We start from the raw sequence: 18,176 nt of genomic DNA on the forward strand, positions 1-18,176 counted from the left end.
GACGTTTATCTGAATAGCTTCAGTATATCTATTAAGAATAGAAAAGCTATTTCATATCGCTATGATGTTATTCAAGGGCTCTTAAAACGACGATTCCTGGTGTTTTTGCAACATAATCCATAAAAGGGGTATCGACGACTTTTTCATTTTCTTTGTGTGAAGGAGCATGTCGTAACATCGGCCCTTTATCTGTCATGATAAAGAAACTCACATGTGTTACATCCAATCCAGCAAGTTTTGCATAAATGCCAATGAAATCCCCTGATTTTAAACGGCTTATAACCTCTTCATTAATAAAGTTACTTGGAATATACGTTATTGTGCGTTTCACAACTGGAAGTCCAGGAAGATAGCTTTCACCATCAGCTTTTTTGTTTAGATATTTTTCTATTTTTACCGCATGGGGACTTATTTCAGCGGTAATATCAGTGGCGAGTTTATATTCTCTATAAGCCCAATCCGTAAAAAAATGTTTCCGATTTAAAAAATCAACATTACCGTTAATATAACGCGTTTTTATGACGTTATTTATGAATTCTGTTTGGGATGTTGATTTGCGCAATGCTTCAACATAATCCATACAAGTGAAGTTATCTAAGCTTCTAAAATCAATAATCAGTTTTTCTGGTGTATTTTCTGAGCCATGTAACATATTAGCTTTGTAAGGTGTTCCTAAAAAAGCTTCAGAAAGAAAGTCAATCATGGCTCCTTTTTCGTGATCATTTATTTCTGAACGTTTTTTGAGAAGAGCATTTAATTTATTTAAAGTATAGGGATCTAGCTCTACGCTGGTTGTTTGTTGTGTTTCTATTTTATTTTCTATCCCCCCCTCTTGTGAATAAGAATTTTGGACATCACGTCCTATCACTAACATTAAAGTGAGAATTAATAGGGATATTTTTTGCATTTTATACACCATTTTTAAATTTAACAGTTCACGAACAACACGTACTAAAAGAACTGTTTTCTCATGCTTATTAGATTTGAATGTAATAATAACATATAATATTGATTGATTCAATAAATATAATCAGTTTTTACAGTATTAATATATTTTTATGATGATTATTAAATATTTAAATTATTATATGTTATTGATTTATCTAATAGAGTTGATGTTTTAAAAATTAGCAGTATGATAAGTGGTAATAATGTATTATAAAATTAATCATAATATCTATAAAATTATTTTGATATTCTATGTCTTACGAGGAATTGTTAATGATTTATTCTCATAAGTATTTTTTCATTTAATATAAAATATATTTTTTATAATTTGATAATTATATATCAAGTAAAAATAATTTTATATTTTTATCTTGACTCTTTTTGTAATTTTTAATTTGTTATTATTTTGTATGTGAAAAGTATAGGTTATAGAATACTTTTAAAAGGAAACGGGAGTTAAAAGAGAGCGGGGGAGTCATTGTATGCGTAAAATAGTGTGTATGTTATGCAAGACCAAATGCTCAATCCGAAATTTGTTCAGCGTGGGCTCATTTTAGTGTTCATCACTTTATTGTTAGATATTCTTTGTATTGCGATCATTTGTCCTGTTTTGCCTGAATATTTTTCTCAATTAACTGGAAAAGAGGTCAGTACATCTTTTGTAGAAAGAGGAAAATTACTTGCAGCTTATTCAGTGATGCAGTTTTTGTTTGCTCCTGTTATTGGCAATCTCTCTGATCGTTATGGTCGTCGTCCTATTTTGCTTCTCTCTATTATCTGCTTTGCTCTTGATAATCTCATATGTGCTATAGCATGGAGCTATTCTATGTTATTTATCGGACGTCTTTTGTCAGGGATAAGTGGCGCTAGTTTTGCAACTTGTACAGCTTATCTTGCGGATATATCCGATGATAAAACCCGTACACGCAATTTTGGTTTGTTAGGCATTGCATCCGCATTGGGGTTTATTTTAGGATCGTTTATTGGTGGTTTTTTAGGTCAGTTTGGTCCGCGTATTCCGTTTTATTTTGCTGCTGGTTTTTCTCTCATTAATTTTATTTTTTCTTGGGTTATGCTTCCAGAAACCCTTTCTTTATGGAATAGGCGCTTTTTTGATATTAAGCGGGCAAATCCCTTAGGTGCTTTTTGGCATCTGAAACAATACCCGATGGTTCTTTGGGTGTTATTGGTCTTTTTTCTTTATTGGTTTGCGGAATCTGTATGGTTAAGCATTTGGGCTTTCATTGCAAAAGAACGCTATGATTGGAGTTCTTTTTCTATTGGACTCTCCTATAGTGTTTTTGGGATAGGCCAATTTATTGTAGTCGCTCTCATTTTGCCTTATTTTTCTAAACGATGGAGTGATTGGCATATTGTTATAGTGGGGCTTTTGTTTGCCTCTGTTGCTATGCTGGGCTATACATTCGCGACGCAGGGGTGGATGGTATATATGGTTTGTGTGTGTACTATGCTTGAGTATCTTGTTCATGCACCTATACGTGCTATTGCTTCAGCGCAGGTACCGACAAATGTACAAGGAGAACTGCAAGGAGCGATGACATCTGTTATTTCGTTGAGTTTAACATTTGGTTCTGTTTTTTATGTGTTTCTTTTTGAATGTTTTACAGATAAAAATGCACTGTTTTATTTTTCTGGTGCTCCTTTTGTTGGAGGCTTTTTTCTTCTTGTTGTTGCGACAGTTATTTTTGTCTTGCGGGTACGTTAATTTATTGAGAGGGGCTGGTACGTACTATTTTGCTAGAGAATGCACAAGATAAACAAAATGTATCATTTTATAGGCAGAAAGTTTTTTGTGATATTTATTTCACAAAGTGTTGTATAGAATATCGATATATCCTTCTCATTTAGTGAAAATAATTTTTTTATTTTGTGATATTGTTTGTATAGGGGAGTCCGTATTTTTTCTATTGCTTGCAAATTAATATCCAATGCTAATGCAGCAGCATATTGAAAACAAAGATTAAAACGTATCTGAGTTAGATTTATCAGTATTGTATGAACAATTCCAAATTTTATATGGAAAATTGGAAGTAAAATATTGCTTATATTTGTTGGCATAACTTCTGGAATCAAAAGAAAACCTCATTTTGGAAGAATATAAAGTTGTAAAATTGAAAAGATGTTTTCTGTTTTGCGATTACTTTTTTATTCGACTTTACAGTTTTCAAAACCATCTACGGCAATATCTTTTAAAAAGTAGAGATTTGTTGCATTGTCTCACACTTTAATTTTTTTATTCTTTAGGAGGGATTATGCTTCTCATGCACAATAGAATGCTTAAAATTGTATTGTGAATCAAATGCTTATTTGAAGTTTAGACACTTTACTCTTTTTAAAAATAGTTTTTATCGATACACTTACCTTGCTTGGGGGGAGAAGCCAATGATTTTGATGGATACGACCTTAAGAGAAGAGGAGGGAGAAAAATTTAAGTTATTCAGTGCGCTCTTTTTAGTTTTAGAATGATCAATAAGAATATTTATTCAATAAGTTGTAGGTATAAAAATAATATAATTGTGCGTAGGAAAATGATATAATTTAAAGGAGAGAAGTTAAAAGGTGAGGCTTTTTATTTTAAGATATTTTTTTATAATTCATAATGAGATCACTAAAATGCTGAAAGAGGTAGTGGCTATCTTGTGGTCCCGGAGAAGCTTCAGGGTGATATTGAACAGAAAAAACAGGTTTTCCAATGATTCGAATACCACAGTTTGAGCCATCAAAGAGAGAAATATGTGTTTCTTGAACATGTTGTGGTAAAGAGGAAGAATCTACGGCAAAACCGTGATTCATCGATACAATCTCAACTTTTCCAGTGTTAAGGTCTTTAACTGGGTGGTTGGCACCATGATGTCCTTGGTGCATTTTCACGGTCATTGCACCAACCGTAAGAGCGAGAAGTTGATGACCAAGACATATTCCAAAAATTGGTAAATTATGATCAATTAATGTTTTGATTGTTGGAATGGCATATTGAGCCGTAGCTGCGGGGTCTCCTGGTCCATTAGAAAGAAAAACGCCATCAGGGTTCATTGCCAGAATTTCTTTTGCAGTTGTGTGGGCAGGCACAACAGTAATGCGGGCTTTTTGTGTTGCCATAAGGCGAAGAATATTACGTTTAATACCGTAGTCAATTGCAATGATATGAAGATTGTGCACATTGTTTGTACCGTATCCTTTATTCCAACTCCATGGTTTTTCATCCCATTGCATTGAAGATTGAGATGTCACATCTTTCGTAAGGTCAAGATTGACGAGACCGTGCCATTTTTGCGCACGTTTCTTTAAAGAAGGAATATCAAAATTTCCATTAGCATCATGTGCAATGACAGCATTTTGTGCACCTTTTTCACGAATAAGAATTGTGAGTGCACGTGTATCAATACCACAAAGTGCAATAATTTTACGCATTTTAAGCCATTGATGAAGATTTTCATTGGCACGATAATTTGAAGGATTTGTAATATCTGCCTTGAAAATAGCGCCAACAGCACCATGACAATTGAGAGGAGAGAGATCTTCAATATCTTCGCTATTTGCCCCTACATTTCCTATATGAGGAAAAGTAAAATTAACGATTTGTTGTGTGTATGACGGGTCTGTGAGGATTTCTTCATAGCCTGTGATGGCGGTGTTAAAACACACTTCAGCTTCAGCGATACCTGTAGCACCTGCTCCTTTGCCTTCAATAACGGTTCCATCTGCTAAGACTAAGAGGGCTGTAGGTTTTTTGATACTCCAAGGGTGGCTGGGTGAAGTCGCTTGTATCATAGTATGTATCCACAATTTATTCTCTGAAAGGTATAATGATCAACTTTACACAAAAATCATACCTTTAGCAGATGCTGTGTATATTATTCTGGTAACGTTTTGCTTGAATTAGGCAGTATAAGTACATTCCATGAAGAGGTAAAGTCTTGTTTTAGCTTTTCGAAGATCGAGTCCTTAATTATTTTTTTTATCCTCCATTGCAAGATGGATAAAGATTGGTTAAAAGGCATCTTCTTCTTGAACAAAATTGGATAAATTTATGTTGCGTAACCAGATTGATGGGGCTCTTAGGGCTGCTTTGAAAGCGCAAGATAGTGCGCGTCTTGCTACACTTCGTTTAATGAATGCTGCAGTTAGGGATCGTGATATTCTTTATTATGATGAGGGGAAGCTAGAAGTGGATGATCAGCAGATACAGTCTGTTTTCACTAAAATGCTTCAACAGCGTGAAGAATTGATGCGAGCCTATAAAGAGTCTGGTTGTTTGGAATTGGCAGAGAGAGGACAAGCAGAAATAGAAGTTATTCGTGAATTTCTTCCCTATCAACTTAAGGAGATGGAAGTAGAACAGGTTCTTTGTGAAGCTTTGGCACAAACAAAGGCTGAAAAATTACGCGATATCGGTAAGGTGATGGCATGGCTTAAGGAACGGTATGCGGGGCAAATGAATTTTTCTAAAGTGTGCAATAGTCTTCGTAAGAAATTGCAATAGATCTTGTTAATTCAAGGGGATTGGAAAATATTTTTTATTGTGCGTCGCCTTTGTAAGTCAGTAGAATGTTGATAAATTTCATTTATTTGTACACACATACTATTATAAAAAAAATAACTTTTTGATATCAACGAAACTTTTTGGGCTCTCATAGAGCAATGAAACATCTTTTATGTATTATATTTTCTGTTTTTCAAAGCTGTTAGACCATTAAAAAACAAAAGTATTATAGAGTTTTTACTTTTTTAAAAAGATCTATTGTCAGCACTGTTAAAAATTTTAAAATAGGATGATTAAGGTAATTGATACAGATTTCCAATTTTGGGGAGTGTATTATTGTCTTTTTTGCTGTTTCAAAGTATTTTTTTGATAAAAAGTTTCCGTATTTTAGAGTGGTGATTATTCAGCAAGAAATTTAAATATAGATGGTTTTATCAATATGGTGTGTATCTTTTTAATTCAAGTGCTGGTTTTAATGATAAGAAAATCAAAACTTTAAAACGTTTTTTCTAGGGAAGAGATTTTTAAGTTGAGTTTATGAAATAAAAAGATCTTTTGAAAAGAAGTCTCTGTTTGTAATGTGTTCTTGAGATAATTTTGAAATTCTTTTCTCTGATTAAATCCCTTATAAGCTATATAAAATCTATAAATTATGCAGAATAAAATGAGTAACCTCTATTTGTGGGGATACAGTGGTGAATCTGTTAAAAATAGTTCAGTTAGCAATAATGGCTTACCCGTTAACCACAAACGGGAACGGCGTGCCCATAGTGCACCTTGTTGACCAATATGAATGTAATCGCGGGTTAATTTGTCATTGTTAAATAAATAATGTCCTAGAGGTACAGTTCCCAAATGCATTAAGGCTTGATTGTGTAGGAGGGTTTCTTGTGGAATTACAGTGCGTCCAAGGAGCCAAGGTTTATTATCTCCCATTAATATGACTTCACGTAGCCAATAACGCGCACTTTCGGGGAGATGCTCTGCTTCTTCTGTTAATTTATCTCGCGTAATAAAACATTCGCGTTGTGGTTGAACTTGGAGGCAGGTACAATATTTCTTTAATCGAAGCGTCATTGAGCCCGATTCCATGAGCCAATCGCGAACGTTTTCTGGTATTGGAGGACTTTGATCAGAAAACCACTTTAGAGGTGGTAAGATGGAATCTTCAAGATCAGACATCGTTTTACTCCACAGCTAAAGTCTTATTCCATATGTTATGTTGGGTTAAATAGATAGCTCTATTGTAATACAAGGAGTATAAAAGCAGCAAGATTTTAACAGGAAGATATCAAAGGGAAAATCGAAAGCAAAGGTCTTTAAAAGAAGATATGCAGGAAGTATATATTATAGGATTATTTTCATTTAAAAAAGCAAAATAAAGTATTATGTTTTGTTTAAGGCGCTTTCACAATGCGTTACGGAAATTTCTTTATCGCATGAGAGCAATGGGAAAAATGTTTCGTACTTTAAAATTCGTTTGTAACGCATATAAAGAAGAGCTAAAAATTCATCTATGCAAGATGATATAAAGAGGAAGTTTTAAGAGGAACAAAACTTTATTTTATACTTTAGAAAGTGAAGAGATATTCAAAACTTTTGAATTGAGATGTAAAGGAGATCGTATTCTTTATAATCAAGAAGTTTATATTAATGAATATACTTTTTAAAACGTTTAAATATATTATATTATTAAAATTGTGAAGTATTACTTTATATTACAGGGTATTTAGTAATTTTATAATAAAGTTTGCATTAATATTATTTCATATTTATTTTATATACTATTTTATTTCACATATTAGAGAAAAATTATTTATCATTTTGTGCTTACCTTCTCTTTCTTATTTCTTAAGAATGTAAAAAAGCGCTTCGAGTTTTTCGGTAAAAAGGGTATTGTTGATAGAGTGTATAGGTGTTAAGCATTATACGGTAAAATCTTTAATCATCGTTAGTGATTTTTGTAACCTTATGGGTTGTTATTACAGTGAGATAAGCTGGATTTGCGCACGTGGTACAAAAATAATTCGTATTTTGTTAAAGTAACGCAACATATCTCTCCTGCTATGCGTAAGTTTATATAGGTATGAAATGGTGCGTTATAAAGTTCTTTACTGCATTTGGTTTTATAATACGGTGATGGTGTATGCCTAAAATCGCAGCTTAAGCATCTCACCATCATATCAAAATTGGTAACAACAAGTTACAGGGGAATATTTCAAACTCTGCTAGTTGTTTCCTAGTTTTGTATTGAATCCCAAAAGGTGTAAAAAATAAATACTCTATGATCGAATTTTTTGTCCTATCCATATAAGAATACAGGCTCCTATAAAACCTGAAATAAGATAGCCAAGCCAACCAGCAAAACTTACACCTAAAAGACTAAAAAGAAAGCTTGCTAGCGCAGCGCCAATAATCCCTAAGATAATATTTAACAATATTCCTGTTTGGCTTTTCATAATATACTGTGCAGCCCAACCGGCAATCCCGCCGATAATAATAGCTGCAATCCAGCCGATGTTTGCATTTTCCATGATACCCTCCTTTGCCTGAATTTAAATTGTAACTAGAGTAAACTTTGTAAAAATCAAGGTTTATTCCTTTTTTACCCAGTGGAAAGGATATTTCTGTTAGAGATTTTACTTGTTAATTTCCTTTATATTAAAATAATACTCACATTTATATTATATATAATACTTAATAAGTATAAATTATATAATACATTTTAATTTATAAATAAATAAATTAATTGATAAATATTGAATAAAAGAAGAAAATATTAGTAGAAATGTTCTAAGAACTCATAAAGTGTATTTATAAGCTTTTTAAGCTCTCTCTTAAATTAAAAAAACAATTGTGATTAAAGTAATAAGTAAAATGGATATTTAAAAGTTTGGAGCTTGCCAATTGATATCAATGATGTTTGAAATGAAAACTGTTTCGTTGACACGTTATAGCATGGCTGTATAGGTTGAACCTCTACCAATCTTGATATAAACGTTGCATTTTTGTGGGGTTTTGTATTCCTTATAGAGTATTTCTGTTTCGCTGCTACTGTGAAGCGGTTCCCTTTTTACAAGGCGGGTTTAAGTTAGAACTATCATACTCTTGACCTATTCTTTATGTGTTTAACAGTTTTGGCTTTGATATGGTTAGGCATTTTTACGTCTTTCTTCAAGAGTTCTATTCTACATGCTGCTTTGTTTGTAATGTGCAAGCAAATGACTTTGAGCAATTCATCATGAATAGATTTTAAATGAAAGAAACTTACGATGAAGAAAGCTCATTTAAATTGTCGAATAATAAGATATTTTGATTAAATCAATATCTTGACCATATTCAAAATTGAATAATCGATGTGATGTGTGTTTTATTCAAGTTATTTGAAAAGTTTAAGTTTTTTCTGCTTGTTCTTCAGCAGGGTTGCGTAGACGAGAACTTTGAAGAAGTCCCTGTTCTTCTAAAATGGGGTAGATCATTGAGGTCAAAAGAGAGTTGATTTGTTTGAGGTCGCGCACAGTGTCGAGATGAAGACTGGATGATTCTACATTTTTGAGATCCCCTTCACGCAGACGTTTAAAATGTTTTAAACTCATCTCTTTTTCTAAGTTTCGTAGTTGATCTTTTTTTTGTACCAATAGGTGTGCAGTGTGTGTATCACGTGAGACGAGAACGTTAAATGCTATATGCGCGTTGGCTAGTACAATGGCGTGGAAACGAAGGAGGTCACTCCAGCCCTCGCTGCTGAACTGTAAACCTTTTTGTTGTTTCTTTTTAACCAGCATCAACATATTATGAATAATGATATCGCCTGCTTGGTCTAATTTTATACAGGCGCCTAGAAGTTCTTGCGTTTGAAGAGCTTCTTCGTCAGATAATTTTTGTCCCGCTAATCGGGCCAGATAAAGTTTGATGGCGATATGTTTTTTGTCCAATATGGTGTTGAGTTGGTTGAGTTCACGAATAATATTGGGATCAGGCTTTTCATAAAGTCCCATAATTTTTTCTAGCATGATGTCTACAAGATCACAAATATGAATGACTTCACGCATGACATTCGAGAGGGCGAGAGTTGGGCGATCAAGAACACTGTCATCAAGAGCTGTTTGATCAGATAAATTGAGCCTTTTGTCGGCTTGCATTTTTTTTGCACTTATATTCACGATCTGAGTGGTTAATTTTAAAACCCATTTTGAAAGCGGTATTCCAGCAAGGAGAATGAAAACATTAAAAATGATATGGGCGTTGATCACTTGAGTAGGGGCGTTATTGCCAAGCCATGTGATGGGAGGGTGAAAGGAGAGAAATAAGATAAGTATAAGGATTGACCCTGCCCCACGCATGAGTAAATTTCCTAAGGGAACGAGGCGGGTATTAGGAGAGGCGTTGCGCGTTAAAAGTGGTGCTATAAGAGAAGAGCCAAAGTTGACACCAAGAACCATGACAACACAGAGTTGCGTATGGATAAGATCGTAGTTGGCAAAATTGACCAGCAAAATGATTCCTGCAATGGACGAATGTAAGAGGTAGGTTAAGCCAGCAGCCAACAAAAAAGTGGAAATAGGATCGGTTGAAAGATAACGAATGATGCTAGGCAAAATTTCGCTTTCACGTAAAGGTTCTGTCGCGGTACTTATCATCTCTAAAGATAAAATCAAAAGACCAATACCGATGACAATACGTCCTATTTGACGCCATTCACGTTTTTCTGTTGTCATGAAGATACAAGTGCCAATTAAAAGACACAAGGGTACAACAAGAGTGAGGTCATAGGTGAGAATTTTTACAACGATTGCTGATCCTAATTCTCCTCCACGTACAGCCATAAGTCCTGCTACCCCAGAGACAAAACCAGATTCAACGAAAGAGCCAACGAGGAGTGTTATTGCTGTAGAGCTTTGTAAAATCATTGCTGTAAAAAGCCCAAAACTTACGGCAAACAATGGTTTTGAAACGACGTGGCACATTTTATATTTAAGTCTGTCACCATAGGCGCGTTCAACTCCTGTGCGCACCATGCGTGTGGCCCAGAGAAGTAAAGAAATAGCGCCGGCAAGATGAAGGAGTACCAATGAACCATTCATGATACTTTATTCTTTCTTTGTTGTTGTGAATGTGGTTGCCTCAAATTAATAAATTGAAGTTTATTGTTTTTATTTCACTTTTGCTTTTAATACTTGATTAAAATCATAACCGCTTGGATTTTGAAAAACTTTTAGACCGAAACAGGGTAGAATGGAATAGAGGTGATCAAAGATATCGCCTTGAATTTGTTCATAGTCGATCCAAACGGTGGTGTTCGTAAAGCAATAGATTTCTAAGGGTAAACCATTTTCTGTAGGAGGTAATTGTCGTGCCATATAGGTCATATTAGGGTTGATGTTTAGATGCTGTTGTAGATAAGCAAAAACATAAGCACGAAAAGTTCCAATGTTGGTTAAACGGCGCGTATTGGCTAAGATATCATGATTTTTATCTAATTGAGCATTCCATTGATCAATTTCTGCTACTTTTTGCGTGAAATAATTTTCTAATAAATTAAATCGGGAAAGATATTTTTGTTCTTCTTTTGTGAGAAAATGGATACTTGATTGATCAATAAAAAGAGAGCGTTTGATGCGTCTTCCACCCGATTCTTGCATTCCACGCCAATTTTTAAAAGGGTCGGTCACAAGTTTGCGGATAGGAACTGAGGTGATGGTGTTGTCGAAATTTTGAACTTTAACAGTATGCAAGGCAATTTCAATAACATCACCATCGGCACCGAGATTGGGGATTTCAATCCAATCCCCAACACGAACCATATCAGTGGATGAAATTTGAATACCGGCAACGAGAGAAAGAAGCGTATCTTGAAAAATTAACATGAGAACCGCGGCCATTGCACCAAGACCGGAGAAGAGAATAAGAGGGGAGCGGTCAATCAATGTAGCGACCATTAAAATTGTTGCCACAGCAAAAAGTGCAATTTTAGCAATTTGAATATAACCTTTTATTGGTTTTAGTCGTGCTGTTGGTCGTTGTTCGTAAAGGATGTTAATGACATTGAGACAGGAAGAAATTGTCAGGACGACAAAGAAGATAATGAAGGCGTTGGCAACATTACCAATGACAGTGCTAAATGCATCGGGCAATGTTGAGATAAAATTAACACCAATTGAAAGAATAAAAGCTGAAATGATATCCGCTATGTATTGAATAGCATTATTAATATCGATCGTTGTATTTTTGGGGAGAAAAGAAGAGAGTTTTTTTGCTCCGTGAATAAGTAATTTTCGTCCTAGAAAGTTCACTAAAAGGGCAGCTATAGTAAGAATAACAAGCCAAGAAATAGCCTCTAACCACGGATATTGAGCAATAAATTCGATCACTTTTTATTCTCCATTTCTAAAAATATATGCAGTTGAGGGGTTAAAATTTTACAACTGCTTAAGAGGAAGTATTGGAATTATGCTCTAAAGTCGTTAAATATGCAAAAAAGAATTTTCAAACTCTGTGAGAGATAATGCGTTTTCCGCCCGATTTCCTTAATGAACTGCGTACGAGACTCCCAATTTCAACAGTGATTGGTCAACGGGTGGATTTTGATCCTCGAAAAAGTAAGCCTTCACGGGGAGACTTTTGGTGTTGTTGTCCATTTCATGGTGAAAAAACGCCAAGTTTTCATTGTGATGATCATAAAGGGCGCTATTATTGTTTTGGTTGTGGTGTAAGTGGAGATATTTTTACCTTTTTGTGTGAGCTTGATGGACTGCACTTTTCAGAAAGTGTAGAGCGTTTGGCTGATTTTGCGGGAATGAAACTCCCTATTTTGGATTCACAAAGTCATAAACGTCAACTGGAAAAAGCTGACCTTTATGATGTGATGAAAATTGCCACAGATTTTTTTCAATATAATTTACGCGATAAAGGAGGTATGCAAGCACGTCGTTATCTGGATGCACGTGGTGTTACACCAGAGCTTGTAGAGCGTTTCCGCATTGGTTTTGCACCGGTAAGGCGTACAGCTTTGAAAGAAGCTTTGAGTGCACGGGGCATTTCAATAAAGCAAATGGAAGAATGTGGGCTTCTCTCAGTGCATGAGGAGAGCGCGGATTCTTATGACCGATTTAGAAATCGCATTATGTTTCCTATCGAAGATTTGCGCGGACGTGTGGTGGCTTTCGGAGGGCGTGCATTAGAGAAAGAGACACAAGCAAAATATCTCAATAGCCCTGAAACAGTGCTGTTTCATAAAGGAAATATACTTTATAACGCGGCAGCAGCTCGCAAAAATAGTCGCTTTGTTGGCGATGAAAAAATTCATTCACTCCTTGTTGTTGAGGGGTATATGGATGTCATTGCATTGACTAAAGCTGGTTTTGAAGGAGTTGTAGCACCCTTAGGGACAGCATTAACGGAAGCGCAAATTGAGCTTTTATGGCAGATGGGGAAGGAACCTATTTTGTGTTTTGATGGTGATGATGCTGGTTTAAAAGCTGCCTTTCGTGTTGCTGATCGTGTGTTGCCTCTTTTAAAGGCTGGGGTTTGTGTACGCTTTGTTTTATTGCCACAAGGGAAAGATCCTGATGAAATTGTTTGTGCTGGTGGAGCACAGCTTTTTTCTTCTTTTTTGCAAAAAGCTATTCCTTTGAGTGAGCTTTTATGGTGGCGTGCTACCTATGGAAAGCATTTTGAAATTCCAGAGGCACGAGCAGCGCTAGAAAAACAACTAAAACAACAAATTTTTACGATTAAGGATGAAGATGTCCGTCGTTATTATTTGCAAGATGTAAAAAAACGCCTTTTTGATTTTTTTCGTTCCTCTTTTTCAAAACAAAAGGGGGAAGGGCGATATGGTCAATCTTCACCAAATAGGACCTTTAAAGATCAAACCTTTTCTCTGTTAGCAAATTCTGAAATAGTACGAAATTCTTCGCAATCTATCCCTTTGCGTGAAGCAGTGATTTTACTCACTTTAGCTTACTATCCTGAGTTGTGGTATGAAAATTTTGAAATTCTTTCTGAATTAGAATTAAAAAATACTCAATTGATAATTTTTCATCAAGCTATGTTGGAAATTCTTGGGGACCAACAGCTTCATGATAAAGAGACGATGGTTGCGTTCTTAGAAAAAAGAGGGCAAAAGGCTCTGTTAGAGCGTATGAAACATCTTGTGCAAAATATTGGTATGCGTATTATTCCTGGTGGAGCCCCTATAGAAGATGCGCGTGCTATATTAAAACAAGCTGTCTACTTGCATCTTCAAGAACACCACCTACATAAGAGGTTACAGGATATTGAAGAGCAACTTGTAGAAAATCCTAAGAGTGAGGTTTTTGATCTGCTTCGTGAGGTAAAAAATGAGCTGGAGCAGATGCAGGCAACAGAAGCGTTAATTGAAGGATTTGGAAGTTGGTTGGATGAAAAAATAGACGGGAATACACAAGATACGATAAAATGATTCGCTTTTTTAATGCGAATCAGTCACTTAAATTTTAGATGAGGAAGTTTATGTGGAGTGACATTTTTATAAAGATGACAATTAAATTTTAGGAAAAGCGGGTAAATTTTAGGAAAAGCGGGAAATTGGTTCTTACGATAGGGTGCAGAGATTATCTCAGAAGGGCTGAGAGGTGTCGGGGAAACTTCTGGAGTTTTCCCGCGTTTTTGTCTGGATGTCAAGTTTGTCTGGATGTCAGGGCGTATACAAAATGTATTCTTTCCAATGGTAATCTCTTAACAGGAAGTATATATGAGTAACTATTGGTAGATTTTAGTGAGAACAAAAAAACTGGTCACATGGAAACTGTGAAGTGATCGAGTGGAGTTATGGTATGGCAACAAAGGTTAAACAGAAAGATAATGCAGAAGTAACAAACCAAGCGAGTTTGGATAGTCCTCTTCTTGATTTTTCTGATGATGCCATCAAGAAAATGATTAAACTTGCCAAAAAAAATGGTTACGTAACAATGGATGAACTCAATGCAGTTCTTCCTTCTGACGAGGTTACATCCGAACAAATTGAAGATATCTTGGCGATGTTCTCTGAGATGGGGGTTAATGTTGTGGATGATGAGGATGAAGTTGAGTCTGAAAATTATGAAGAAGAAGTTACGGTAGAGGGGGGTGATTTAGTAGAAGCCTCTAGCCACGCAATTGCAACGACAACGAATAAACGCGAAGTAACAGATCGTACGGATGATCCGGTGCGTATGTATTTGCGTGAGATGGGAGCTGTTGAGCTTCTTTCGCGGGAAGGCGAAATTGCCATTGCTAAGCGTATTGAAGCAGGGCGTGAGACAATGATTGCGGGACTTTGTGAGAGTCCTTTGACTTTTCAGGCTCTTATTATCTGGCGTGACGAGTTAAAAGAGCAGCGTATTCTTCTTCGTGAAATTATTGATCTTGAAACGACTTATGCTGGTCCAGAAGCAAAGCAGGCTCCTGTTATTGAGCGAAGTGAAGTTGATAAGACCGTAGAAGAAAAAATGTCTTCTGGTATACGTAATATGGGGGAGAGCGCAGGAGAGAGAAACATTGAAGACGATGATGAAGAGGACGAGGACGATGTTAACTTATCGCTTGCTGCAATGGAAAATGAACTTTGTCCTCAAGTTATGGAAACATTGGATTTTATTGCTCAAACCTATGTAAAATTACGAAAATTACAAGATCAGCATGTTGAAAGCAGTTTGGCAGAGCGTAAAGAGGGGGCCCTTACATCTTCTCAGAAGAAGAAATATATTCAATTAAAGGGTGAGTTGATTCAAGCAGTAAAATCTCTTTCTTTAAACCAAAATCGTATCGAAGCTTTGGTTGAACAGCTTTATGACATCAATAAGAGATTGATTCATAATGAAGGTAAGCTGAAACGGATTGCCAATAGCTATGGCATTGGCCATGAGGACTTTTTAAAAGAATACCAAGGGCGTGAATTGGACGCAGATTGGATGAATTATATTGCTGCTTTGCCTACACCTGGTTGGAAAGAGTTTTCGGTGCGTGAAGCAAAAGAAATCCAAAAACTGCGAAGTGAGATACAAAATCTTGCGCAAGAAACGGCTATTTCGATTGGTGAATTTCGTCGGATTGTTATGCAGGTGCAGAAAGGTGAACGCGAATCAACAATTGCAAAAAAAGAGATGGTAGAATCTAATTTGCGTCTTGTCATTTCAATTGCAAAAAAATACACCAATCGTGGTTTGCAGTTTCTTGATCTTATTCAAGAGGGCAATATCGGTTTGATGAAGGCTGTGGATAAGTTTGAATATCGGCGCGGCTACAAATTTTCAACTTATGCAACATGGTGGATTCGTCAAGCTATTACACGTTCAATTGCTGATCAGGCACGTACAATTCGTATTCCTGTTCATATGATTGAAACAATTAATAAAATTGTTCGTACCTCGCGTCAGATTCTCCATGAAATTGGACGAGAACCAACACCAGAAGAATTATCTAGCAAGCTTTCTATGCCGTTAGAAAAAGTACGAAAAGTTCTTAAAATTGCAAAAGAACCTATTTCTCTCGAAACGCCTGTTGGTGATGAAGATGATTCCCATTTGGGTGATTTTATTGAGGATAGGAATGCGTTATTACCAATTGATGCTGCTATCCAAGCTAATCTGCGAGATACGACAACACGCGTTCTTGCTTCATTAACACCGCGAGAAGAACGTGTTTTGCGGATGCGTTTTGGAATAGGGATGAATACAGATCACACGTTGGAAGAAGTAGGACAACAATTTTCAGTTACAAGAGAGCGTATTCGTCAGATTGAAGCAAAGGCACTTCGTAAATTGAAACATCCTAGCCGTTCACGAAAATTGCGCAGTTTTCTCGATTCTTAAATAAAGGAATTCGTGTGCATTTTAATAACTTCCTCCTTCTTCTTAATGAAGGGGGGAGGTGCTTCATGTTGTACTTGGATACTTTCTTGAGAAAAACATAGGAAGAATTTGAACAATCTAGAAAGTTTACGATGTTTAATGTTTTTCTTAGCTTTGGGGCTTTATACTTCTCTGTCTCAAAAGAATAGATATAGGGCAAAGGGTGGTTATGGAGTAGAGAGTAGGGGGCTTTCAAGAAATGAACGATAAAAACATTACCTTGCGTATAGCGCGGCTCGTTTTTAAGAAATGAGATCTATTAGGAATAAACTTATATTGCAACATACGGACTTTTTGATGAAAAATGTATATTCTTTGCGGAATTTTTCTATCATTTTAGGTGACGCATTTTATTCTTCGTTAAGTTTACAAAGAGATGTTTCAATAGGTTATGTTCATTTATATGCGCTATTTTTGAATATTCTCTTTTTATTCAGATAGCTTTTAAGAACATGGTTTAAAGTATACATTGAGTTGAATCTTTTTAAGAGACAGAAATAGATGAAATTATAGAAATTAAACGTTTCATTTTTTATAGATCGTCTTAATTAAAAAAGGTGTGTCTGAGTTTATGAGTGGAGAACTTCCCTTTTGGAAAGTAAAAAAATTAGAAGAGATTTCCATTTCTGAGTGGGAGAGCCTTTGTGATGGCTGTGGCCGTTGTTGTCTCCATAAAGTTGAGGACGATGATACGGGTGACCTTTATGCAACCAGTATTGCTTGTCGTCTTTTAGATGGGCAAACTTGCAGGTGTCGAGATTATGCTCATCGTAAATCAATTGTACCAGATTGTATATCGCTAGATATTACGATAGTTAAAACAGCGCGTTGGCTTCCAGAAAGTTGTGCTTATAGATTAATTTATGAGGGAAAAGATCTTCATTGGTGGCATCCATTGGTATCAGGGGATTGTCAGACGATACATACAGCGCATATTTCTGCACGCGGACAAATAGAGATTTACGAAGACGAATTATTATCTGAGGAAGATTATCTTTATCATATTACTGGTCTTCTACGTGAAGGCCAGTAATATGATTTTTTATACAACTTGTTTGTGACTTAATCGATCGCAAAGACTACAGTGACGCTCACGTTATAATTTAATTCACCACCTGCAAAATTTGTATTTGCGTAGCTTACATCTGCTGCTCTACTCATGAGCCGTGGTGTTGGGTGATAGTAATCATCCTTTTCATTGATTTCAATAATTTTTCCTAATTTTAAATCGGCTGCTTGCGCTATCGTTTGCGCTTTTTCAATGGCTTCAGTAATGGCTTTTTTACGTGCTTCTTGATAAAATGGCTTTGTATCTGCGTTGGTAAAAGTAATGCCGTTAACTGAATTAACACCTAGTGTCATCGCTTGATCAAAGATTTTACCAGCATTGGTAAGATCACGAATGCGCACGGTTAAAGAATTTGAAACATGATAGAGTTTTTCATTATTCTTTTTTTCGTGGTGTTTATCAGAGGTCGACTGATAAATGGATAAGCCTGATGTTTGCAAATCATTTTCTTGGATGCCATTGTTTTTAAAAGCGTTTATAATATCATTGATGGATTGATTATTGGAAGCTAATGCCTTTTGGGCAGTTTTGTCATAGGTAACAACGGCTAGATTAATAATGGCCATATCCGGTGCTGCTTGACTTTCTCCGATTGCTGTCACTGTAATCGTTGCATTTTTCATTTTATTTTCTTCAGCATAAGCACGTACAGTCAACGATGTGGCTAAGAGTGTAAATGCTAATATAACTGTTTTAACCAGAGAACCCTTCAGTGGTTGAATTTTCTTTTCTATCATATCTATACCTTTATATTTGTCAGTTAATTATTCTCTCATTTTTAAGA

12 protein-coding genes are annotated in these 18,176 nt (G+C 35.7%); 5 read left to right on the forward strand and 7 right to left on the reverse strand.

The features are described from left to right. Positions 1 to 67: 67 nt before the first annotated feature. A complete protein-coding gene (locus tag ACFIO5_RS04575; protein WP_375618194.1) occupies positions 68 to 907 on the reverse strand; it encodes a DUF1460 domain-containing protein in 840 nt (279 codons plus the stop codon). Between the two features lie 546 nt (positions 908 to 1,453). Between ACFIO5_RS04575 and ACFIO5_RS04580 the strand changes: the two genes are divergently transcribed. Next, on the forward strand, positions 1,454 to 2,674 hold the full coding sequence (locus ACFIO5_RS04580) for an MFS transporter (RefSeq protein ID WP_375618195.1): 1,221 nt from the start codon (positions 1,454 to 1,456) through the stop codon (positions 2,672 to 2,674). A gap of 869 nt (positions 2,675 to 3,543) precedes the next feature. On the opposite strand, the gene carA is transcribed toward ACFIO5_RS04580, so the two are convergent. Then, positions 3,544 to 4,740 carry a glutamine-hydrolyzing carbamoyl-phosphate synthase small subunit gene (gene carA, locus ACFIO5_RS04585; RefSeq protein WP_375633039.1) on the reverse strand — a complete coding sequence of 399 codons (1,197 nt, stop codon included), beginning with the start codon at positions 4,738 to 4,740 and terminating at the stop codon, positions 3,544 to 3,546. A 259-nt stretch (positions 4,741 to 4,999) separates the two neighbouring features. On the opposite strand from carA, the gene ACFIO5_RS04590 reads away from it, so the two are divergent. Continuing rightward, the gene (locus ACFIO5_RS04590; RefSeq protein WP_375609255.1) at positions 5,000 to 5,452 is read left to right on the forward strand and encodes a GatB/YqeY domain-containing protein; all 453 of its coding nucleotides are present in this window, start codon (positions 5,000 to 5,002) and stop codon (positions 5,450 to 5,452) included. A gap of 675 nt (positions 5,453 to 6,127) precedes the next feature. Here the strand turns inward: ACFIO5_RS04590 and ubiC are convergent. The 4 genes from ubiC to ACFIO5_RS04610 all read right to left on the reverse strand — a co-directional run bounded on the left by ubiC (position 6,128) and on the right by ACFIO5_RS04610 (position 11,823). Then, positions 6,128 to 6,634, reverse strand: coding sequence for a chorismate lyase (gene ubiC, locus ACFIO5_RS04595; protein ID WP_375633038.1), 507 nt, complete (start codon positions 6,632 to 6,634; stop codon positions 6,128 to 6,130). A 1,100-nt stretch (positions 6,635 to 7,734) separates the two neighbouring features. After that, positions 7,735 to 7,986: a GlsB/YeaQ/YmgE family stress response membrane protein gene (locus tag ACFIO5_RS04600; protein WP_375611967.1), complete on the reverse strand. Its 252-nt coding sequence runs from the start codon at positions 7,984 to 7,986 to the stop codon at positions 7,735 to 7,737. Positions 7,987 to 8,844: 858 nt separating this feature from the next. Next, a complete protein-coding gene (locus ACFIO5_RS04605) occupies positions 8,845 to 10,536 on the reverse strand; it encodes a Na/Pi cotransporter family protein (protein WP_375633036.1) in 1,692 nt (563 codons plus the stop codon). A 69-nt stretch (positions 10,537 to 10,605) separates the two neighbouring features. Further along, positions 10,606 to 11,823 (reverse strand): mechanosensitive ion channel family protein, encoded by a 1,218-nt coding sequence (locus ACFIO5_RS04610; RefSeq protein ID WP_375633034.1) that lies wholly within the window; start codon positions 11,821 to 11,823, stop codon positions 10,606 to 10,608. Between the two features lie 134 nt (positions 11,824 to 11,957). Between ACFIO5_RS04610 and dnaG the strand changes: the two genes are divergently transcribed. The 3 genes from dnaG to ACFIO5_RS04625 all read left to right on the forward strand — a co-directional run bounded on the left by dnaG (position 11,958) and on the right by ACFIO5_RS04625 (position 17,356). Further along, a complete protein-coding gene (gene dnaG / locus ACFIO5_RS04615; RefSeq protein WP_375633032.1) occupies positions 11,958 to 13,895 on the forward strand; it encodes a DNA primase in 1,938 nt (645 codons plus the stop codon). 373 nt (positions 13,896 to 14,268) lie between these two features. Continuing rightward, positions 14,269 to 16,284, forward strand: a complete 2,016-nt coding sequence (rpoD, locus tag ACFIO5_RS04620; RefSeq protein WP_375611971.1) for an RNA polymerase sigma factor RpoD — start codon at positions 14,269 to 14,271, stop codon at positions 16,282 to 16,284. A gap of 610 nt (positions 16,285 to 16,894) precedes the next feature. Next, entirely contained in the window at positions 16,895 to 17,356 is a 462-nt protein-coding gene (locus ACFIO5_RS04625) for a YcgN family cysteine cluster protein (RefSeq protein WP_375634634.1), read from the forward strand. Between the two features lie 29 nt (positions 17,357 to 17,385). Here ACFIO5_RS04625 and ACFIO5_RS04630 read toward each other — a convergent pair whose 3' ends face one another. Then, positions 17,386 to 18,129, reverse strand: coding sequence for an SIMPL domain-containing protein (locus tag ACFIO5_RS04630; RefSeq protein ID WP_375633029.1), 744 nt, complete (start codon positions 18,127 to 18,129; stop codon positions 17,386 to 17,388). Positions 18,130 to 18,176 lie beyond the last annotated feature (47 nt).

This window comes from Bartonella sp. AA86SXKL (assembly GCF_042196885.1).